This window comes from Bacillus sp. S4, from assembly GCF_040838205.1.
Taxonomy (GTDB): Bacteria; Bacillota; Bacilli; order Bacillales; family Bacillaceae_G; genus Bacillus_A; species Bacillus_A cereus_U.
In genome coordinates this window covers 1-22,342 of the sequence record NZ_JBFPJI010000009.1, presented here as the reverse complement: position 1 = coordinate 22,342, position 22,342 = coordinate 1, and the positions used below count along the sequence as shown (strand labels likewise).

The window sequence follows — 22,342 nt, the reverse complement described above, 5'->3', positions numbered from 1 at the left end:
TCATATAACTACTTAACCGTAACAATTATAGTTACAACATAAATATACGTCAAGTATACCGTATTTTCCTGTTTAATAATGTAAAAAAAGCGATAGAATCTCTATCGCTTTACTTTTTCAAATTACTATTTGTAAATTTAGATACAGATGCCATCATTTCTCCTGTGTCTAAATATGTGATTTGAATTGGATCTCCTACTTCTGTAAACATTGCATATGGGAATTTCTTCGCCGGTACCATGAATACTTTTTGCTCGTTTTCTAATAGTACGTACACAATCGTATTTTCACCTGATTTTTCTTTATACACACGTTGTACAGTACCTTCTTTTTGCGCTTCTTTCCCATTTGAAGTCGGTCTAAATGAATCACCACTTCCACTCAGCGCATTTTTATAATTCTCAAGTGCTTCTTTTTGCGTTGAACCTGTTGCAAACACTTTTGCATTAGAAGCATATATAACAGTATGAGCACGTACTAATCCCCCGTCATCAATAACCGGTACAATCCAAGAAGGCTTACCATATACGTTATAAATAACCGGCATTGTTCCATGCCATTTCTCTCTCTTAAAGGAATTATCCACTACTTCTGTAGCAGCCGAACCGTCCATAATTCCCTTCACTTCTTTTCCGTTATAGTAATACAACTTTCCTGTACGTGCATCAACTAATGAGTAACCGAGGGCAGAATCTACTCCTTCTTTCGGAGAGGTGAAATCTGTAAAGTAATACAGTTTACCATCCTTTCCGAAGATTGGCGTAACGCCTTCCTTCGTCCCCCACTCAGTCGGAATCTTCATGTCAGTTTGTGAGAATTTCGTATTCCAAAATCCGTGAATATATTTTCCGAAGTACGTATTTAACGTAGATGCTGTTTCATGATTTAATACACCATCAACGAATTTAGGTGCATTCCCTTTATCATATCGTTTCACATCACCTGTTTGTGCATCAACAACGACAACGCCTTCTACTTCAAACCCTGATCTTCCTGAAATAAACTCACCGTATGTCATTGTATAATACGGTTTTCCTTTATCATCAACTTCAAATTTTGGTTTCCCTTTAAAAACTAAATCTGGCTCTGCTTTTCGAACAACACGTTCTAATTTATTACCGAAAAACATGCTTGGTACATACTTCATTTTATATCCAAGATGTAATTTCGCTTCCGCATCAGGATTTGTACCTGACATTGTTACGTAACCTGGAATTGTTTCCGCTTTACGTGCTTTAAAAAATCCCGAAACTTCTATCGGTGCTACATACAAGGCTTCACCATTTACCATTTGTGGCGTTAATTCCCCTAGCTCAAAATAAGCTACTTTCGGAATATCACCAAATACCTTTTTCATTTTATTTTCCGCTGTTTTAGGCGGAACTGTAAACGGTTGGTCATTTTCAGTAAATGGCTCCGAAATATCTTTCTCTACCTTCACGACCGAATCATATTTCTTTTGCGAGATTACTATATCGTGCAAATAACCAAAATAGCCGTAACTTGCGAGTAAAACAAACATTAGAAGTCCTTTTAACGTACCTTCTAATTTCCCTACCTGCTCTTGTGAGAATAAAACAAGCCCAATTAAAATCGCTACTGCAACAGAATAATGAGTAAGAATAGAATCTGCTCGATCATCAATTAGCCAAAAATATTCATAGATTGCAATACCTATCCAAAATAAAACAGGAATAACTAAAATAGATGATTTCTTACCCTTTACAACTTTCTCATTTCCTCCTTTATCCACCGCGCGAATTTTATTACCGCTTCTAGTCCATGGAATCAAAAATAAAGTGAGAATAGCTAAAACTATAAATTTCATCAAAGGCAATGTCCCCTTTTCTTTTGTCTTCTCCATAAGTATAACAAATAAAGGGTAATCAGGTAAAAATGGGTATGATTATATTTTTTTGCTACTTAATACAATTCCACTCACTACATATAAAACTGAAGCAATGTAAAAAATAGTCCCTATCGTAAAGAAATCCACTAGGTAACCAGTTGCAATTATAGCTACTCCGCCACCAATTGATGTCCATACATGGTATTTTCCAATTTCGTAACCAGCTTCCTTATGCGCTACCTTTCGTGCTAACGATGTCTTCTCCGTATTACGCTGCACAGCACCTAAAATACCCATTAAAATTTGGAGAATGTATACATGCCAAACTTCTGTTGCAATAGGGAAACAAAGCATTAATATAGCCACGGACCATGCGTATATAATTAATAACTTTCTATCACCTATCCTATCAGAGGTTCTTCCAACTAACGGATATACTAGAGCTGAAGTTAAGGCAAATAAACCGTACGCCCAGCCAAATTGCGAGAAACTATTTCCAACATTTCGAAGCAATAGTATATAAAAAGGAAATACCATGCTACCCGCCATCATAATAATGCTTTGTGAGGCCACAAATCTTCTATATGTCATTTGCTATACTCCTTATAAAATAAATTCACAAACCTTTCCTCTGGGTCTACTTCCTTCTTTTTCTGAAGGAATTCTTCTATGCGAGGATACGCTTTCTTTAGTTGCTCCTTTTCCGGATAAGAATAATACGGTAAATAATAACTTCCATTATGCTTTAAAGTAACATCAATCATCTTCTGAATGACCACTTTTGTTTTCTTTATTTCATCCTCAGAACGCCCTTGATTAATTAGAAGCACAAGCGCAAACATATCATCTTTCGCATAAGATAGCACCGCATTCTCATTCTTTTCTACATAGCGGATTGTAATGTTAAGAAGGTTTAATTCCTCTTCATTTAAAACGCTTCGCAAATCATCTATATACTCTGCAAAACCATCTATCGGTACAAAGTACTCTTGTAAAACTTCGGTCAAGTTTGGATTATCGTATTCCATAAAAGCACTATCAGATCTCATTACGTTATTTCGAGTTTCGTACTTACCATCTGTACGTTCAAAATAACTTCTTTGTATATCCCAAAATGCGCCCTTTCCCCAGTCACTATAACGTGATAATCCAAGTAAGAATTTCGGCGCAGCTATAATATTTTCTTCTTTTAATTTGCTGTACTCTTTCAACTTCTGTTGATCTTCTGCTAGTACATAATCTGTCACATACATTTCTTTTAAAAATGAATTTGAGGCAACAGAAATACGTGCTAAATGCATACGTATATTCTCGTCCCTTCGCACTTTATTCTTAAAGTATGAAGAGTATTCTTTATAATCTAGTACCTTCGTATGCGTTTCATACAATTCATCGTTTGTTAACTGTAGCGTCACATCTAAAATCACACCAAACAATCCATATCCCCCAATTACATACGGAAACAAATCAGCATTTTCTTCTCTACTTACATTACGCACTGTACCATCTGCCATTAACAATCTGAACGACTCTACTGTATCAATCAATGCTTCATGACGAATATCACGCCCATGTACATTTACACTTAATGAACCACCAACAGTAAAAATATTTTGAGATTGCATCACTTGAACTGCAAGACCATATGGATTGATTTTCTTTTGAATGTCATTCCATGTGACACCGCTTTACACCCTAATCCTCTTCTTCTCCGGATCGAATTCTAATATTTCATTATACCCTTTCATATCAAGCATCGTACCGTTCGGATAATACGTCTGCCCGCCTTGGCTATGTTGCATACCTGCAATAGAAATCTTCTCTCCAGAAACATTTGCATCTTGCACTAACTTTTTTAATGAACTTTCATCCTCAGCATTTTCAACACGTTTAATTTTCGTTGGAAGCAACTTTCCTACATCGCTCATAATAGGATGTTCTAGTTTCTCTTTATATGTATATATAGAAGTCGCGAGCAACACTGTATATACTACAATGACAACTGCTATCTTTCTTTTTTTCAAATGGCACTCTCCTTTTCTAACGTTCTTCCTCTTCATATTTTACCTATTTTCCTTTAAAAAAGTATTAACAAAAAAGAGAGCGACCCTTTATTTTAGGTCCCTCCCTCATCAAGACTGTTACTTTGCTGCTGGCAGCTGTATTGGCTCAAACTTTTCGTACGATGTATATTTTGCATTCGTAATAATGTGTGCCTTATCCTCACCATTACTACTCATAATCATATCTATCTTCGCTGATTCATATTTAAAATCTTTTGTAATGATATATTCTGCATCCACTTCTTCTATCTTTGCATTTTGTGCTTGTAGCATTTTCTTCTGCGTTTCATCCATGCTAGCTAGCATGCTCTCTGTTTCTTGCCCTTTTAATATAAACTTCAGCTTATATTTATCTCCGCTTTTCTCCATCTTCATTTTATCTAAAACTACTGCTGGCACTTCTAAATTATCTATAATATCTTGAGTGACTTTCATCCCGCCAGCATTTAATTGCTCCTCCGGTACAGATATAACTTCTCCTGTTTTAGGATTTTTCACCTGACCAGCAACTTTACCATCCACAGCATACACTACAACATCTGTACCAGAAACATTCATTTCAGAACGCGAATTCTTTTTCTTTGGCTCTAATTGCATTTTAGCCTTTAGTACATCCATCTCTGTTCCTTCAGCTTTTATCCCTACATCATATGCCATCGTTACATGTTCTTCATTTTTAAAAGCTTCATTCGCTTTCTTGAAAACATCCTTCGCTGCTAATTCCTTTTCTTTCTGCATGGCTTCTTTTTTCGGTTCATCCGTCTTTGTTGTTTTCTCATTACTACACCCTGCACCTAAAATAACTGCAAGGACTAAACTAGAGGTTAAAATAAGTTTTTTCATAATTCTCCCTCCTTTCCAAAAGGGTATCATCTATTTTCCTTTTAAATCTATATAATTTTTAATATTTCTATTTAACTTTATTTCTCGAATAACAACATGTTTAAAGAAATACTTAAATATGTTGTAAATAAAAACAACTAAATTCAGGAGGTCATTATGAAAGCAATTATTTGCACAAAGTATGGGCCGCCTAATGTTCTCAAACTTCAAGATTTAGAGAAACCTACTCCAAAAAAGAATGAGGTATTAGTTAAAATTCACGCAACAAGTGTAACAACTGGAGATTGTAGAATGCGCGGCTTTAATAGCCCCCTTTTATTTTGGATTCCTATGCGGATTATATTAGGTTTTAAAAAACCAAGAAAACCTATACTCGGCGTGGAGCTATCTGGTGAAATCGAAGAAATAGGAACAGATGTAACTCAATTTGAAAAAGGAGACCAAGTTTTCGCATTAACAGAGCTTAATGTCGGTGGTTATGCAGAATATACATGTGTACATGAAAGCGGATTGATATCATTAAAACCTACCAATGTGACGTATGAAGAAGCTGCCGTTATTCCTTTTGGCGGAACTTCAGCATTACACTTCCTGAGAAAAGGACGTATAAGAAAAGGGCAACAAGTACTTATATATGGCGCATCTGGTTCAGTAGGAACAGCTGCCGTACAACTTGCTAAATATTTTGGCGCGACCGTTACAGCTGTTTGTAGTAATTCAAATTTTGAACTAGTGCAATCTTTAGGAGCTAATCACGTAATTGATTATACGAAAGAAGATTTTACAAAGCGGGCTGAACGCTACGATATTATATTTGATGCAGTTGGAAAAATTAAAAAATCCCATTGTAAGAAAGCATTAACCGCTAACGGTAAATACGTGTCGGTCAATGGAACGATGGCAAAAGTGAGCAAAGAAGATATGCTTCTACTAAAAATGCTAACGGAAGAAGAAAAATTAAAGCCAGTTATTGATAAAACTTACCCGTTAGAAGAAATTTCAAAGGCTCATACGTACGTAGAGACCGGACATAAAAAAGGTAATGTTTCTATTACCTTAAAATAAAATATATTCAGAAAATAACATTGACAATTCTTTTTGTAAGATTTACTATTAGTACCATATTTAAAAACTACATACACATACTCTTATCAAGAGTGGCGGAGGGACTGGCCCGATGATGCCCGGCAACCGAGCTTATAAAGTATAAGCTAAGGTGCTAATTCCTGCAGAACGATTTTCGTTTTGGAAGATAAGAGAGGAACCTATTTCGTCTATTCGGCACCTCTCTTATTTTTGAGAGGTGCTTTTTATTTTGGAACGTATATTAAGGGGGAATTATAGATGAAAAAGGTATTAGTAAGTATTGTAAGTGGAGCTGTATTGTTGTTAGGCGCATGCGGTGCTACTTCTGATAAAGAGGTAAAAGCATTAGATGAGAAAAAGATTACCGTTGGTGTAACAGGTGGACCGCATGAACAAATTTTTGAAAAGGTGAAAGAAGTTGCAGCAAAAGATGGCCTCCAAATCGATGTAAAGGTATTTAATGATTATGTAGCACCAAACGTATCTTTAGATGAAAAAAGCCTCGATGTAAATAGCTACCAAACTAAATCTTATTTAGACGTATTTAAAACTGAACGTAATATGAAATTAACTGAAGTATTTTCCACAGTAACATTCCCTATGGGTATATACTCTAAAAACTTAAAAGATATAAAAGAATTAAAAGAGGGCGACGCAATTGCTGTCCCAAATGATCCAACAAATGAGCTTCGTGCTTTAAAGCTATTTGAAAAAGCAGGGGTTTTAAAAGTGGATCCAAAAGCTACAGAAAAAGCGACTGCAAAAGATGTAATTGAAAATCCGAAAAATTTAAAGATTGTTGAATTAGAGGCATCTCAATTACCAACGCAGCTAGGTGAAGTGAAGGCAGCTGCGATTAATACAAACTTTGCATTAGGTGCAAAATTAAGTCCAGCAAAAGATTCGATTTTCCGCGAAGGAAAAGATTCACCATATGTGAACTGGGTCGTTGTTCGTACTGAAAATAAAGATGATGCAGTTATAAATAAGTTAAAGAAAGCTTATCAATCTAAAGAAGTAAAAGATTTCATTGAGAAAAAATTCGATGGTTCTATTTTACCGTCTTGGTAGGAGCTGACTATAATGATTGAATTAAAAAACGTCTCCAAAGTATTTACAACAAAAAAAGGGAATGTTGAGGCCCTTAAACCAACTTCCCTTAAAGTAAAAAAGGGCGAAGTATTTGGAATCATCGGATATAGCGGCGCTGGTAAAAGTACATTAATTCGCTGTGTAAATTTATTAGAAAAACCAACGACAGGAAATATCATTGTAAACGAACAAGATTTAACAACCTTATCGACAAAAGAACTCGCAAAAGCGAGACAAAAGATCGGCATGATTTTTCAAGGATTCAATTTACTTAAAACCGTTACCGTTTATGAAAACATCGCACTACCCTTACGTCTATCTGGTCTTCCCAAAAATGAAATTGAAAAAAGGGTAGAAAAGTATTTACGTATTGTTGATCTTTTCAATAGAAAAGATGCCTATCCAAGTGAACTTTCTGGTGGTCAAAAACAGCGTGTAGCGATCGCTCGCGCACTATCTCATGAGCCTGAAGTTTTATTAAGTGATGAAGCAACGAGCGCATTAGATCCGGAAACGACCGATTCTATTCTTGATTTATTATTAAAGATCAACGAAGAAATCGGAATTACGATTTTGCTAATTACACACGAAATGAATGTCATCCAGCGTATTTGTGACCAAGTTGCTGTAATGGAACATGGATCTGTCGTTGAAAGTGGAACAGTGAAGGACATTTTTACAAACCCACAACATGTAACAACGAAGAAATTTGTAAATAGCGCATTTGCAGCTAAAATTCCAGAAGAGGTACAGAAAGAGCTACAAAGTACTGGAGAAATCGTAACACTTTCATTTATAGGAACCGCTTCAGGAGAACCCGCGTTAGCTATCGCTACAAAACGTTTCCACGTATATCCTAATATTTTATCAGGCAATATTACGCAGTTAAAACATGAGGCATATGGGAAACTGGTCGTTCATATGCAAGGTGAAAAAAGTGAAGTACACCGTGCCTTATCATTTTTACAAGAACAAGGAATTATCGTAGAAGGAGGTAGAACAGATTATGGGAAACAAGTCCTTTTTGGATGAGTGGGGTAACGTAATATGGGAAGCAACAATTCAAACATTTCAAATGACATCTATTTCACTACTTATATCTATCCTTATTGCATTACCACTCGGTGTCACACTTGTTTTAACGAGACCTGGTGGACAGCGAGAAAATAAAATTATCTATCCTATTCTTAATACAGTTATTAATATCATTCGTTCTCTTCCATTTATCATTCTATTATTCTTCATTTTACCTTTTACAAAGTTTCTAATGGGAACGTCCATTGGCGTGCAAGGTGTTATCGTACCACTTGTTGTCTTCACAGCCCCTTATATTGCACGTTTAATGGAGACAGCTTTACTAGAAGTAGATCGTGGTGTTATTGAAGCATATCAAGCGATGGGAGTTTCTACTATTAAAATCATTTGGCACGTCATGGTTAAAGAAGCTCGTCCATCTCTCGTACTTGGATTAACAATCGCAACGATTGGCTTAATCGGTGCAACAGCAATGGCTGGACTTGTAGGTGCTGGAGGCCTTGGTGATCTCGCATATCGATTCGGTCATTTACGTTACGAACCTGAAGTAATGTATGCAACAGTCTTTATTTTAATCATTCTTGTTCAAGGATTACAGTCATTAGGGAATGGTATAGCACGAAGATTGAAGAAAGATTAAAAAGAAGGTATCTCACTGAAATGAGATACCTTCTTTTTATTTATAAATTTATCTCTTAAATCCACCTTCTGAATGAATAACCTGCCCTGTAATCCATCCGGCTTCTTCGCTCACTAAAAACTTAATAAGCCTTGCTGCATCTTTCGGTTCGCCTATTCTACCAAAAGGAAACATCGGTTTTAATCCTTGCTTTATCTCTTCTGTCATCCATCCTGTATTAGTTGGACCTGGATTAATTGCATTCACTGTTATCCCTAGATGGGCCACTTCTGCTGACAACGTACTAGTGAGCGCATCGATAGCTCCCTTCGTTGTTGCATACGCTAATTCTCCAGCCATAGGCCCTTTAAATTGCCCCGAAGTAATATTAACAATTCTACCGCCGGATTTTTTATCAAATCCTTGAGCAAACTTACTACTTAATAATGTAGTGCCGCGAACATTTACCATATAATGTTTATCTAACTCTTCAGCAGTTAAATTGGAGAAATCATTATTCGTAGAGTACGCTGCATTATTAATTAATATATCAGGGTACCCCATTTGTTCAGTAACTTTATTTATAAGTTGTTCCGGCGCATCATTCCGAGTTAAATCTAACTCCATACTTGATACTTCAACACCGTTCTTTATCAGCTCTTCTTTTAATTGTATTTGTTCATTTTGATCAACGCCCCAAGGCATCTCTTTATCATAATTCGTCCAATACGTAAAAAATATATCGTATCCTGCTTCAGCTAATTCTTTACAAATCGCTGCCCCAATACCATCTAGACGACTAACACCTGTAACAACTGCTACTTTATTTTTTAATTGATTCATTATATACTCCTCCAAATTAAAGGACGCATATTTTATATGAGAGATATAAATTTCCCGACATAGGTATCTATCCTTACAAAAGGGATGTACAAGCCAAATATGCAGTCCTTGAATGATTTATAGACAGTTAAATAAACCCTCGCTAATGAGAGAGAAAAATTCATCTATCCAACTTCTAATCATTACAAGTTCATCCACATATCGAGTCTTTGCCCCCTCTCCATATATCTCTATTATTAGTCTACCAAAATAGATGAAATGTTACAAAAAATAAAACAATTACTCACAACCTATCTTCGTTCACATTTCCTCCATTGTGAATTTATTCACAATGGATATATAATAAACATGTAAATAGAATACTGGAGGGATTTCAATGGTTATCAATTTTTTAAGAACTGATAAACGGGCTACTTTCATATTATTATTTTTACGACTTTACATAGGATATGCATGGCTTGCTGCTGGAATAGGAAAAGTTTTTGGACAATCTTTTGACGCAAGTGGTTTTCTAAAAGGCGCTATCGCTCAAGCATCAGGTAGTCACCCTGCAGTACAAGGCTGGTGGGCAGATTTCCTTCAACATTTTGTTCTTCCAAACGCAGACCTATTTAGCTTTTTAGTTCAATGGGGAGAAATTTTAGTAGGTCTCGGTTTGATTTTAGGTGGATTAACAAAAACAGCTGCATTTTTCGGAATCATAATGAATCTTTCATTTTTATTAAGCGGAACTGTTAGTGTAAACCCAAACCTGCTTATTTTAACTATGTTCATTTTAGTTGCAGGACAGAATGCTGGATGTATTGGATTAGATGGTTATGTTTTCCCAAAACTTTTCAAAAAAAATAACCGTGAAGCATATAAATTAAGTAAAACTGCATAAGAACAGTTCATCTTTGAAATATCAAATAATAAGAAACACGATCATTTTCTCACATAAAGTGAAACTTTAATCAGTGGGGTTTTGTTCATCCCCCACTGATTATTAGCCCTCACCAATTGGGCTTTTACGGGCAGCCCGACTCCCACCTAACTTCTTTGCTCCAGTCGAATTTTGAGGTGGGAGTTTTACTGCCCGTTAATGCGGGATAAAACGAAACCGAAATCTATAATCAGATTTCGGTTTTTTGATATACAATAAATCACCTAAACTATTCACAATTCGATATAATACAAATTTATCTATAGAAGTAATTTATATTTATATAAACGTTAGGCTATCTGAAAATCTAATAATACGTATACTTGCAGATGAACCAGAAGCAAGAGCTACAATCACAAGCTAAATATGAAAAAAGCTTCCTTATGACGACTGTTTCATCCTTATATATCCTGTGAGAATATCCATTATAAAGCCCTAAAATCTTTCATACTTTCTCCTAGAATATAGTGTGAAAACCACATCAAATTCTGCTTCATAATAGCCACATGAATTCCTGGCTGGTCAGAACTATATGCCATTCCTTTAAATATAATTAATTCTGTATCAACTTCCATATCTCTTAATCCTTGATATAGCTCATATGCATTTAGAATTGGAATTCTTGCATCCTTTTCGCCATGTTGGATTAAGGTAGGCGTACAGGCTGATTTAATATACGTCATTGGTGATGTTTTCGTATATATCTCTGGATCATTCCATGGAGTATTTCCTAAATGCATCCTAATGAAGTAAGGGATATCTGTATTCACATAATGGGTACTCCAGTTAGTAATTCCACCTCCAACTGAAATAGCTTTAAATCTATTACTAAATGTAGAACAGAAAGCTGATATATATCCCCCGTTGCTCCATCCCATAACCCCTACTCTATCTTTATCTGCAATCCCTTCTTCAACTAGTTTATCCACTCCAGATATAACATCATCGTAGTCAGCAATTCCCTGTTTTCTATAGTTTGCTTTTAAGAACTCATTACCATAACCAGAACTTCCTCTATAGTTTGGCTCTAAAACGATAAAACCTTTTTCGATAAACTGCTCAATCGGATATTTCTCATTAAAACAGTCTGAGAATATCGGAAAAGATGCCCAAGCTGGACCACCATGGATTACTACTAATAAGGGATATTTTTTATTGGCATCAAACTCTACTGGGGTTGATAAAACACCCTCTATTTCAAGACCATCCCTACTTTTCCATGAGATTATTTCCCTGTTACTTTTCAGTTTTCCTTTAAAAAAGCTAGTTTCATCCGTTATTTTTTTATCGTCTAAATAGATTTCAAAGGTTTCATTTGTTATAGCTTTATTATAGGATATATGATTTCCATCCTTTGTTATAGAAGCATCCATTATAAAGCCATCTACTTTGTCACTTAACATTTCCACAGTGCCATCCTCACATAGCAATCCAATACGATAGTTAGTTTTATCCTGCCATCTAATTAAAATCCCCTTAGCTGTCCACTGTAATGGCATAACCGTACTATCAAAGTTTGTTAGAGGCTGAATTACCTCTCCAGTATTCATATCATATATCTCTAATGTACTTTCTTGTATATGGTTTCTATAGTAATCCTTCTCTCTTATGCTTGCTGAGTAACATATTTTGCTGCCCTCAGGAGAAAAGCAAACGCTCCCGCCCAACAACTTATCTACATTCATCTTTTGTAGTTCCTCAGCTTCAACATCTACTATGTATAGATCACCATTCATATGATCGTTTAGGCTTGGTGTAGCCATAAATACAACCTTTGTCCCATCATTTGAAATATCAAAGTTATGTATATAAAAATCCTTATCCTCCGTTAATTGATAAACACCGCTAATTTCTCGTTCCCCTTTATCATTTTGTATCACTTTTTCTATTTCAATGTAGTATAAACAATTATTCTGGTGTTCCTTACCTATATGTTGAAAATCTCCATATAGTTCCTTACGTTTCTTTATCTCCTCGCATTCTTTTGACTGCGCAACATAATAAAAACCCTTGCCAGTAGGCTCCCATTTAAAATTACTGACCCCTTCTTTCTCATCAGTAATTTGAACCACGCCATAACCATCTATCGACTTAACAAAGATCTGATTTTTCCCATTACCAACAGGGCTAAGGTATGCGATGTTCCTAGAATTTGGAGACCATAATGGACATGCACTATCTATATCCCCATTTGTTAATGGGTTACTCTGCCCCTTATCTTTTTCATATACCCATACATGATTCCTATATGTATTGTCTTTCCAGTTAGTCGTCTTCTTAACAAATGCTACGTTCTTGCCATCATCCCTTATGTTTGTACTTGATACGGTTGGTAATGAAATACTCTCTTCTATACTTAGATATGTTTTTTCTTTCATTTTCATTAATACCCCCTCGTAATATCTAGTAATCTAATTTGTTCAATAAAGTGAAACTTTAATCAGTGGGGATGGTTTCCATCACCCACTGATTATTAGCCCCCACCAATCGGGTTTTTACGGGCAGCCCGACTCCCACCTAACTTCCTCGCATTCGCCGAATTTCGGGGAGTCTTACTGCCCGAAATTAGCGGGATAAAACCTCTGCCATATGCTGAACCCTTTAGAACTGTGTTTAGCTTTCACCACTGTAATACCCCAACCTTTACTAACTGTTAATAAAAAGTTCGTTGTCATAATAATTGGATCAGCTGGGTGTTTAATCCCAAGCTCTTCAGCAATAATAATCGCCTCTTCTTGTGGTAATAAAGGAAATTGTTCACGAATATCTAAACGATAACGGAAAATTCAGTTAAATGAAAGTAGTTCCGTTCCAAATCTGATAAAAATTCCTGTTGTCTGGCGGTCTTTATACCTTTTAATCTTGTTGAACACCCTAATGAGGAAACACTTTAAATTTTAAGCCAAGGCTGATAATCTGCTTCACTAACCTCTTTAAGCCACTTATCGATTTTAGTTGTTCTTTTTCTTTTCGACACAAAAACACCCCTTTAGATAAAAATATCCAAAAGGGCAAAGCTTCACAACTTTATTTTAAATCCACAATAAACTAGTTACTCTACCAATTTCCTACTCAACCGTAACAGACTTAGCTAAGTTACGTGGCTTATCAACATCACACTCGCGGTGAAGCGCTGCGTAGTATGAAATAAGTTGGAATGGAATAACTGCTACTAGCGGTGCTAGTGCTTCGTGTACAGCTGGTAATACGAAGCTGTCACCTTCCATTTCTAAGCCTTTCATTGAGATGATACATGGGTTAGCTCCGCGTGCTACTACTTCTTTCACGTTACCACGAATTCCAAGGTTTACGTGCTCTTGTGTAGCAAGTGCGATAACTGGTGTACCATTTTCGATTAAGGCGATTGTACCGTGTTTTAATTCTCCTCCAGCAAATCCTTCTGCTTGGATGTAAGAGATTTCTTTTAGTTTTAACGCACCTTCTAAACCTACGAAGAAGTCTACGCTACGTCCGATGAAGAAGCAGTTACGCGTTGTTGCTAAAAATTGTTTTGCTAATGCGTCCATTTCTTCTTTTTGATCACAAAGTACTACCATTGCATTTGCTACAAGTCCTAATTCGTGTGTTAAATCGAAATCAAGAACTTCACCTTTTGCTTTTGCAATGTCAGCCGCTAAGATTGAAAGTACTGCAAGCTGTGCTGTGTATGCTTTCGTCGATGCAACTGCGATTTCTGGTCCCGCATATAACGGAAGTGTATAATCAGCTTCACGAGAAAGCGTAGAACCAGGTACATTTGTAATCGTTAATGCTTTATGACCCATTTCATTTGTTTGCACAAGTACTGCACGGCTATCAGCTGTTTCACCACTTTGTGAAATGTAAATGAAGAACGGTCTTTCTGTTAATAATGGCATGTTGTAAGAGAATTCACTTGCTACGTGTACTTCAACTGGTACTTTCGCGAATTTTTCAATGAATTGCTTTCCAACAAGACCTGCATGATAACTTGTTCCGCATGCAATGATGTAAATGCGATCGCTATCTAAAATTGCGTTACGGATATCTGCATCCAGTTCAATCTCGCCATTTTCACCTTGATACTTTTGAATAATATTACGGATTACAAGTGGTTGCTCATCGATTTCTTTTAGCATGAAATGAGGATACGTTCCTTTTTCAATATCACTTGCATCTAATTCCGCTGTAAACGGTGCACGTTCAATCGTTTCACCTTGTAAGTTTTTAATTGTAATGCTTTCTTTTGTTACAATTACGATTTCTTTATCCATTAACTCGATAAATTGATCTGTAACTTGTAACATCGCCATAGCGTCGCTCGCCACAACATTAAAGTTGTCACCAACACCTACTAATAGCGGGCTTTTGTTTTTAGCAACATAAATCATGTTTGGATTTTCAGCATCAAGTAGTCCAATTGCGTAAGAACCATGTAAAAGAGATAACGTTTGACGGAACGCGTCTTCTACACTTAGTCCTGTACTTACTTGTTGTTCCATAAGCTGCACGATAATTTCTGTATCTGTTTCACTTACGAACGTTACATCTTGTAAATATTCCTTTTTCACTAACTCATAGTTTTCAATTACACCGTTATGAACTAATGTAAAACGCTTTGATGTACTTTGATGCGGATGCGCGTTTAGCTTGCTTGGAACACCATGTGTAGCCCAGCGTGTGTGACCGATTCCCACGCTTGCTGCTACATTCTCCTCTACGACTTCGCGAAGTTTTGCAATACGGCCTTTTTCTTTGTATACAACAACACCGTTCTCTGCTTGTACTGCAATACCTGCTGAATCATATCCACGATATTCTAACTTTTCTAAACCTTTTAATAAAATTTCCTTTGCATCTTGCTCTCCAATAAATCCTACGATTCCACACATGTTTAGTCGCCGTTACAAATGCTTACACTGCTCTGCGAACATGTAACGACATAGTCCGATACCATTTTTATTTATACTAAAAAACGGATTACATATTGCTAGCCCTGTAAGCTTGTAACGGCTTTCACCTTCCTCTCGATTGGGTTAAAGTCCGTATATACTTATACAGCTAGTATTCATCCGTTCCTCTTCTCTCATCACACTTTCACCTTTGTCCACTAAGTCACCTTAATGTTTTAAGTAAAAGTTTGCGGTTGTGATGAACAACCGGGAGTCATCCGCCGAAATCTCGATAAACTCCACCTCGTCAACTACACTACTTGTAGTTCTGGCGCTTTTATAATTCACAATATTTCCTTTGAGAAAAAGAACAAGACCATCGTATAACAAACAATATAAATCGTCAATGAAATTTTTTTCATTGTCTATAAAACATATGAAAAAGGAGCACTTTTTGTGCTCCTTTTAAATAAAATCGGCTAATTATTCAACGCCAACTTCAGCTTTCACAACTTCTACAATACGATGTACATACCCATCACAAATTTCTTGTGTCGGTGCTTCTGCCATTACACGAATAAGTGGTTCTGTTCCCGATGGACGAACAAGAATACGACCGTCTCCGTTCATTTCTTCCTCTACAACACGAATAATTTCTTTAATTTTTTCATTTTCTAATGCTAGTTTTTTATCTGTTACACGAACGTTTACTAGTAATTGTGGGAATTTTGTCATCTCACCTGCAAGTTCAGATAATGGCTTTTTCGTCATTTTCATGATGTTTACAAGTTGAAGTGCACTTAACATTCCATCACCAGTTGTAATGTAATCAAGTAAGATAATGTGACCTGATTGTTCTCCACCCAGGTTATATCCACCACGTTTCATTTCTTCCATTACGTAGCGGTCACCAACTGCTGTTTTATCACTTGTAATACTGTTTGCTTCAAGTGCTTTGTAGAAACCTAAGTTACTCATAACTGTTGAAACAACTGTATTATGTTTTAATTGACCAGTTTCTTTCATATACTTCGCGCAAATAAACATAATTTGATCGCCATCAACGATGTTTCCTTTTTCATCTACAGCGATTAAACGGTCGCCATCACCATCAAAAGCAAGTCCGATATCCGCACCTTTTTCTTTTACTAATTCAGCTAAGACTTCTGGATGTGTAGATCCTACGCCTTCGTTAATATTCATACCGTTTGGAGAAGTTCCCATCGTTGAAATATCAGCTTCTAAGTCTGCAAATAAGTATGGAGCTAAAGAAGAAGTCGCACCGTGTGCGCAATCTAAAGCGATATGTAAACCAGAGAAATCTTCCTCTACAGTTTGTTTAATGTATTGTAAATATTTTTGTCCACCTTCAAAGTAATCACTCACTTGGCCAAGGTTAGTACCTGTTGGACGTGGTAACTCGTCAACTTCTTTGTCTAATAATGCTTCAATTTCTGCTTCTTGCTCATCTGTTAATTTGAAACCATCTGAACCGAAGAACTTAATTCCGTTATCTTGTACTGGATTATGAGATGCAGAAATCATAACACCCGCTTGTGCATCTAAAGCTTTTGTTAAATAAGCCACACCTGGTGTAGAAATAACACCAAGACGCATTACTTCTGCTCCAGTTGATAATAGACCTGCTACTAAAGCTCCTTCTAACATATGTCCAGATACACGTGTATCACGACCAATAATTACTTTTGGACGATCTGTATCTTTTGTTAATACATAGCCGCCAAAACGTCCAATTTTGAATGCTAATTCAGGTGTTAATTCCTTATTTGCAACCCCGCGTACTCCGTCTGTACCAAAATATTTACCCATTATTATTCGCTCCTTTTTCGTGCTCTTTTTGATTATCTACTATTGGTTCTTGGCTCGTTTCTTGGCCGTTTTCTTTGTCTTTTTCTTTGTCTTGTTCTTTATCTTTTTCTTGTTCTTTATTTTTATCTTTTTCCTGATCCTTTTCTGGATCCGATTCAGGATTTTTTGGTTTTTCAGTTTGATTTTCTTGATTGTTTTTTGAATCTGGTGGTTCAATATTACCTTGTACTTCTTTATCCGGCTTTTCTTTCTTCACAATTGTGACTTTAGCACTTTTTTGTTTTGCTTCTATCGAAATATTACCAGGACCGCTCACTTGAATAGAAACATCCTTCGTCCCCGGAGATACATTTTGCAGATTAATCGCTGCTGTTATTTGAGCTGCTGTTATTTTATCTACTATACTTGCTTCTCCTGAAATATCAACGCTTATCTTTCCATCTTGTGGCGAAAGTAGCTGAGCAGTAACATCATTCGGAATTCCATTTTTTTGAATCGGGATACCATCAATAGTTTTACTTTTCGTTTGTTTTACCTTTTGTACCCCTACGGAAACCTTCACTTGATTTGGTTTTGCACTTGTTACACCTTTTGGCAATAAAACAGAGGCATCGAATGTTGTAGCATCCGTCAATTGACTAAGATCTACCTCGACCCCCTCTATAGATTGTATATTATCCAAAATGTCTTTTGGACCTGCTATCGTTACTTCTTTTGGTTCAACACTAATATTTGTAACAGCTAAACCTTCTGGTAAATTCCCTTTTTTCGCATATGTTAAAGGAACTGTTTTTTCGACGTTATTTGCTGTAGCTTGCGTTGCTACATTCAACGTTACACTAATTTTAGATGGATTTGTTCTTACATTTAAGCGTTTTCCTTCTTTATTATATAATGTAACTTCTGGTGTTTTTGTAACAGTTTTATTAACACCTTTTAAATCGATATATGCCTTAGCAGATGAAATACTTTCTATTTCTTCTTTCGTCCCAACTACCTCAACAGTATCAGGCTTAATAACTGATTTTTCAAGAGTAGCACCTGCTGGCATCTGGTCTTCATTTGATAATTTTAAATCTACATGAACATACTTTTTCGCTTTTTCATGAAGGGTGACTTTAATTGTTGCTGGTTGGACTGTTCCTTTCACATCCTCTGGAAGCCCATTCGCTTTTAAAGAAACTTCATAAGTTCCTTTTGGACTATCTCGCAAATCAACTGATATATCAAATTGTTTTTTTGCTTTTGCTGTAGCAACTGCTGATTTTGGGCCTTCCAACTTCACCTTGACTCCACCTGCTGGAATACCACTTACAATATATTTCTCTTCATCATACTTAAGGGTAATAGGATAATCAGTTAATGTTTCTTTCGTTTCATTTACGAAAGGTAATATACTCGATGTCGTATTTTTTTCAGTTAAAGTTGCTGACATAAAAAGCATACACGCCAATAGTAATGAGATTCCTTTTAAAAACCAATGATTCTCCATTAACTTATCCATGACGCTTTCTCCTCCAATTCCATAAAGACGAAGAAGTCGTTTTTTCGTTCCCACTAAATTCAGCTAACAACATATCCTTCAGCTGTTCTGTCTTCAAATCACGATGTAACTCACCGTTTTTCGTTAAAGAAATTTGACCCGTTTCTTCCGACACAACTACTGTAATACTATCAGTAACTTCACTAACTCCCATTGCAGCGCGATGCCTTGTTCCTAACTCCTTAGAAATAAACGGACTTTCTGATAGCGGAAGATAACATGCTGCTGCTTTAATTGTACTTCCCTGCATAATTACTGCTCCATCATGAAGAGGCGTATTAGGGATAAAAATATTAATGAGTAATTCTGATGACACATTTGCGTTCAGCGGAATACCCGTTTCCACATAGTCACCCATCCCAGTCTCTTTTGACAACGTAATTAATGCACCAATTCTACGTTTTCCCATATATTCCGTTGCTTTCGCTATCGCTGTTGCAACAATTTCAGGTTCATCGTCCTCGTGAGTTCCTACACGCGAAAACAAGCTACCTCTTCCTAGCTGCTCAAGTGCTCTTCGCAATTCTGGCTGAAAGATAATAATAACAGCTAAGAATCCCCACGTTAATACTTGTTCCGTTAGCCAATATAGCGTATGCAATTCAAGTAAAATACTAATCATCCGGACGACAATAATAACTGTAATACCTTTTAAAAGTTGAACAGCCTTCGTGCCACGGATTATAAGAATTAGCTTATATATAATAAACCATACAACAGCAATATCTAATGCCGTACTAAGATATTTCAAAATGGTCGTATCTTCAAAAGGCATGCTAACCCTTCCTCCTACTTACGAGCAATTCTATCCATATATTGAAATATTATTTTATGCTCTATCTGTATGTATTTCCAACAACTAGTTAATTATACCATACATGAAACAAACGACAATTACAAACGCCTCCTTAGCTTAAATTGGTAAGATGTCAAACTTTCTTATCCCACAGTGTAATACAAGTTATTATACGCCTATTTTCCAATAAAAAAAGCAACTTCACAGTTGCTTTTCTTACATTTATTTCAGTTTTTCACCGAATAAAGAACCCATTAAAGCAACCGCTGTTGTTGCTGTTCTGTTTCTCTCATCTAAAATTGTATTTACTTCAACAAATTCAGCAGATGTAACAATATCAGCTTCTGCTAACATCTCCATCGCTAAGTGGCTTTCGCGATAAGATAGACCACCAATTACAGGTGTTCCAACTCCTGGTGCGTCATGAGGATCAAGCCCATCTAAATCTAATGATAAATGAACACCATCAGTATGAGATAAATACGCAATTGTTTCTTCCATAACAGCCGTCATACCCATACGATCAATTTCATGCATTGAGAATACTTTAATGCCTTCTTCACGAATAAAGTCTTTTTCTCCTTCATCTAATGCACGTGCACCGATAATTACAACGTTCTCTTTCTTCACCTTTGGATATGCCCCATATAAGTCTACAAGTGAAGAATGCCCATATCCTAAACTTGCAGCAAGTGACATACCATGAATATTTCCAGATGGTGAAGTCTCTTCTGTATTTAAATCACCGTGTGCATCATACCAAATAACACCTAAATTTTTATAATGTTTCGCTACACCAGCTAACGTACCGATAGCAATACTATGATCGCCGCCCAATACAAGTGGAAAACGACCTTCTTCTATAATATGATCAACCTTACTTGCTAATTCATTACATACAGTTGCAACTTGTGTAAGGTTTCTTAACTTTGTATTTTCAGCTATTTCTTTTTCTCTCTCTATACATATATCTCCCATATCTTTTACGTTATATCCAATTTCTTCGATTCTTTCAATTACCCCTGCATAACGGATTGCGCTTGGTCCCATATCAACCCCGCGACGCATCTGTCCTAAATCCATTGGAACTCCAATAACTGAGATTTCTTTTTTCATAGATAGTATCCCCCTTTTATGCCTTCACTAAATATTTTAAATCTTTTATATAGTCTGACTCAACTCGACATTTTTCTGCATGGATATACATTTTATTCACTTATATTTACGTTAGAATCCCAATTTAAAAACTATTCTATGTATAAAGTTAACTTAATGAACCAACTAACTTTTCTATCAGCTAATATTTTTATCAGTGCTTTTCTCCATCACCACCTAGAATTACACAAAATATCCTCAAATAACTGAACAAAAAAACACTTCTACATTTAGAAGCGTTTTTCTGATGCTAGTTTCCACACTGCTGCAATATTTTTTGCTGTCATTTCGATATTCTCTTCTGCCGCTTTATATGCTTCTTCTAATGTCATTGGACTAGCTGTAATACTAAACACTGCATCAATTCCCTTTTCATAAACAATTGCATAGTTCGGAGATACAGATCCACCAATAGCAATTACAGGGATATGACGACATTTCGCCCGCTTCGCGACACCAACAGGAGCTTTTCCATAAGCTGTTTGTTCATCTATTCTTCCCTCACCAGTTACAATAAGATCGGCACCCTCTATACACTTATCAAAATTTGTGTAATCTAATACAATTTCAATCCCTTTTCTTAGCTGTCCCTTTAGCACTGCAACGACAGCAGCTCCCATTCCTCCAGCTGCCCCCGCACCCGGTATCTCAGATACATCAAAAGACACATGTTGTTTAAGTATATTAGCATAATGTTTTAAATTCTCATCTAGCTCTTTCATCATCTCTACATTCGCACCTTTTTGTCTCGCAAATACAAAAGACGCCCCGCTCAGTCCAACTAAAGGGTTATCTACATCACATGCTGCTTCTAACTTTATATCCTCCAGGCGTGAATCAATCCTAGAAAGGTCAACAGTGGTTATCCAATGCAATGTCCCTCCAGAGGGTTCTATTATCTCACCTTTCTTATTTATAAATCTTGCGCCTAAGGCAGATAGCATACCAGCCCCACCATCATTTGTAGCACTTCCTCCAAGCCCTAAAATAATGTGTTTGGCTCCTTGATCTAATGCATGTAATATAAGTTCGCCTGTCCCTTTTGTCGTTGTAATAAGTGGGTTTCTCTTTTCAGTTGGAACGTGTTGTAATCCTGATGCTGCCGCCATTTCAATAAATGCTGTCTTCTTATCTTTAGACATACCATAAAAGGCTTGCACGCTCTCTCCAAGCGGCCCTGTCACATTAAGTGATATAATTCTCCCCATTGTAGCGCCAACAAGAGATTCAACCGTTCCTTCGCCTCCATCTCCAATTGGTACTTTAACATACTCTGCTTTAGGAAAAATTGCTGCAAAGCCTCTTTCAATGGCTTCACATACCTCTATAGCTTTCAAGCTTTCTTTATATGAATCCGATGCAATGACAACTTTCATAATTACCTCCCCCTTATTCAATCCCCTTTTTTCATTTTAAACGATATATGAAAAAGTTTCCTTTTGAAATGGAATTTAAACACAAAAAAAGCTTACATCATTTGATGTAAGCTTTCCCTATTTATATGGAGCCTAGCGGGATCGAACCGCTGACCTCCTGCGTGCAAGGCAGGCGCTCTCCCAGCTGAGCTAAGGCCCCTTAGTAATTAAGCGGAAGACGGGATTCGAACCCGCGACCCCAACCTTGGCAAGGTTGTATTCTACCACTGAACTACTTCCGCGAAAATGGTGAGCCATGAAGGATTCGAACCTTCGACCCTCTGATTAAAAGTCAGATGCTCTACCAACTGAGCTAATGGCTCGTAAATGGCTGGGCTAGCTGGATTCGAACCAGCGCATGACGGAGTCAAAGTCCGTTG

At 36.6% G+C, this 22,342-nt stretch carries 16 protein-coding genes, 3 tRNA genes, 3 pseudogenes and 1 riboswitch; of the genes and pseudogenes, 5 read left to right on the top strand and 17 right to left on the bottom strand.

The features are described 5' to 3' along the window. Positions 1 to 109: 109 nt before the first annotated feature. From AB3X48_RS02660 to AB3X48_RS02645, 4 genes and pseudogenes are all read right to left on the bottom strand, one after another. The gene (locus AB3X48_RS02660) at positions 110 to 1,828 is read right to left on the bottom strand and encodes a DUF3981 domain-containing protein (RefSeq protein WP_002159579.1); all 1,719 of its coding nucleotides are present in this window, start codon (positions 1,826 to 1,828) and stop codon (positions 110 to 112) included. Positions 1,829 to 1,906: 78 nt separating this feature from the next. Beyond that, positions 1,907 to 2,440, bottom strand: coding sequence for an MFS transporter (locus AB3X48_RS02655; RefSeq protein WP_367958728.1), 534 nt, complete (start codon positions 2,438 to 2,440; stop codon positions 1,907 to 1,909). Further along, positions 2,437 to 3,873: pseudogene (locus AB3X48_RS02650) on the bottom strand (FAD-binding protein). Before AB3X48_RS02650 ends, AB3X48_RS02655 begins: the two are co-directional and overlap by 4 nt. Before the next feature lie 117 nt (positions 3,874 to 3,990). After that, positions 3,991 to 4,755 (bottom strand): outer membrane protein assembly factor BamD, encoded by a 765-nt coding sequence (locus AB3X48_RS02645; RefSeq protein ID WP_016103315.1) that lies wholly within the window; start codon positions 4,753 to 4,755, stop codon positions 3,991 to 3,993. A 156-nt stretch (positions 4,756 to 4,911) separates the two neighbouring features. On the opposite strand from AB3X48_RS02645, the gene AB3X48_RS02640 reads away from it, so the two are divergent. The 4 genes from AB3X48_RS02640 to AB3X48_RS02625 all read left to right on the top strand — a co-directional run bounded on the left by AB3X48_RS02640 (position 4,912) and on the right by AB3X48_RS02625 (position 8,608). Beyond that, complete coding sequence (locus AB3X48_RS02640; protein WP_016103314.1) at positions 4,912 to 5,820, top strand: NAD(P)-dependent alcohol dehydrogenase; 909 nt, start codon at positions 4,912 to 4,914, stop codon at positions 5,818 to 5,820. Positions 5,821 to 5,900: 80 nt separating this feature from the next. Further along, a riboswitch (SAM riboswitch) is annotated at positions 5,901 to 6,014 on the top strand. Positions 6,015 to 6,099: 85 nt separating this feature from the next. Further along, on the top strand, positions 6,100 to 6,912 hold the full coding sequence (locus AB3X48_RS02635; RefSeq protein WP_016103313.1) for a MetQ/NlpA family ABC transporter substrate-binding protein: 813 nt from the start codon (positions 6,100 to 6,102) through the stop codon (positions 6,910 to 6,912). 12 nt (positions 6,913 to 6,924) lie between these two features. Beyond that, on the top strand, positions 6,925 to 7,965 hold the full coding sequence (locus AB3X48_RS02630) for a methionine ABC transporter ATP-binding protein (RefSeq protein WP_078180253.1): 1,041 nt from the start codon (positions 6,925 to 6,927) through the stop codon (positions 7,963 to 7,965). Next, positions 7,940 to 8,608 carry a methionine ABC transporter permease gene (locus tag AB3X48_RS02625; protein ID WP_000527155.1) on the top strand — a complete coding sequence of 223 codons (669 nt, stop codon included), beginning with the start codon at positions 7,940 to 7,942 and terminating at the stop codon, positions 8,606 to 8,608. Before AB3X48_RS02630 ends, AB3X48_RS02625 begins: the two co-directional genes overlap by 26 nt. Positions 8,609 to 8,656: 48 nt before the next feature. Here AB3X48_RS02625 and AB3X48_RS02620 read toward each other — a convergent pair whose 3' ends face one another. Next, positions 8,657 to 9,430, bottom strand: coding sequence for an SDR family oxidoreductase (locus AB3X48_RS02620; RefSeq protein WP_016103311.1), 774 nt, complete (start codon positions 9,428 to 9,430; stop codon positions 8,657 to 8,659). Between the two features lie 376 nt (positions 9,431 to 9,806). Here AB3X48_RS02620 and AB3X48_RS02615 point away from each other — a divergent pair, with 376 nt between their 5' ends. Further along, positions 9,807 to 10,313, top strand: a complete 507-nt coding sequence (locus AB3X48_RS02615; protein WP_016103310.1) for a DoxX family membrane protein — start codon at positions 9,807 to 9,809, stop codon at positions 10,311 to 10,313. 464 nt (positions 10,314 to 10,777) lie between these two features. Here AB3X48_RS02615 and AB3X48_RS02610 read toward each other — a convergent pair whose 3' ends face one another. The 12 genes and pseudogenes from AB3X48_RS02610 to AB3X48_RS02555 all read right to left on the bottom strand — a co-directional run bounded on the left by AB3X48_RS02610 (position 10,778) and on the right by AB3X48_RS02555 (position 22,285). Continuing rightward, a complete protein-coding gene (locus AB3X48_RS02610) occupies positions 10,778 to 12,736 on the bottom strand; it encodes a S9 family peptidase (RefSeq protein ID WP_016103309.1) in 1,959 nt (652 codons plus the stop codon). Between the two features lie 246 nt (positions 12,737 to 12,982). Next, positions 12,983 to 13,329, bottom strand: a pseudogene (locus AB3X48_RS02605) (PDDEXK family nuclease); the annotation flags it as partial. A 91-nt stretch (positions 13,330 to 13,420) separates the two neighbouring features. After that, entirely contained in the window at positions 13,421 to 15,223 is a 1,803-nt protein-coding gene (gene glmS / locus AB3X48_RS02600) for a glutamine--fructose-6-phosphate transaminase (isomerizing) (protein WP_016103308.1), read from the bottom strand. A 12-nt stretch (positions 15,224 to 15,235) separates the two neighbouring features. Continuing rightward, a pseudogene (locus tag AB3X48_RS02595) lies at positions 15,236 to 15,421 on the bottom strand (hypothetical protein). Positions 15,422 to 15,706: 285 nt separating this feature from the next. After that, positions 15,707 to 17,053, bottom strand: a complete 1,347-nt coding sequence (gene glmM, locus AB3X48_RS02590; RefSeq protein ID WP_002113341.1) for a phosphoglucosamine mutase — start codon at positions 17,051 to 17,053, stop codon at positions 15,707 to 15,709. Beyond that, positions 17,046 to 18,557 carry a CdaR family protein gene (locus AB3X48_RS02585; RefSeq protein ID WP_367958722.1) on the bottom strand — a complete coding sequence of 504 codons (1,512 nt, stop codon included), beginning with the start codon at positions 18,555 to 18,557 and terminating at the stop codon, positions 17,046 to 17,048. The genes glmM and AB3X48_RS02585 overlap by 8 nt, the downstream gene beginning before the upstream one ends. Further along, positions 18,550 to 19,371 carry a diadenylate cyclase CdaA gene (gene cdaA, locus AB3X48_RS02580; RefSeq protein ID WP_002115347.1) on the bottom strand — a complete coding sequence of 274 codons (822 nt, stop codon included), beginning with the start codon at positions 19,369 to 19,371 and terminating at the stop codon, positions 18,550 to 18,552. Before cdaA ends, AB3X48_RS02585 begins: the two co-directional genes overlap by 8 nt. Positions 19,372 to 19,614: 243 nt before the next feature. After that, positions 19,615 to 20,508: an arginase gene (rocF, locus tag AB3X48_RS02575; RefSeq protein ID WP_002113337.1), complete on the bottom strand. Its 894-nt coding sequence runs from the start codon at positions 20,506 to 20,508 to the stop codon at positions 19,615 to 19,617. Positions 20,509 to 20,777: 269 nt separating this feature from the next. Further along, entirely contained in the window at positions 20,778 to 21,923 is a 1,146-nt protein-coding gene (locus tag AB3X48_RS02570) for a glycerate kinase (protein ID WP_016103306.1), read from the bottom strand. A 126-nt stretch (positions 21,924 to 22,049) separates the two neighbouring features. Continuing rightward, positions 22,050 to 22,122, bottom strand: a tRNA-Ala gene (locus tag AB3X48_RS02565). A 10-nt stretch (positions 22,123 to 22,132) separates the two neighbouring features. Further along, positions 22,133 to 22,204, bottom strand: a tRNA-Gly gene (locus tag AB3X48_RS02560). Positions 22,205 to 22,209: 5 nt separating this feature from the next. Beyond that, positions 22,210 to 22,285: transfer RNA gene (locus tag AB3X48_RS02555), tRNA-Lys, on the bottom strand. Positions 22,286 to 22,342: the final 57 nt, after the last annotated feature.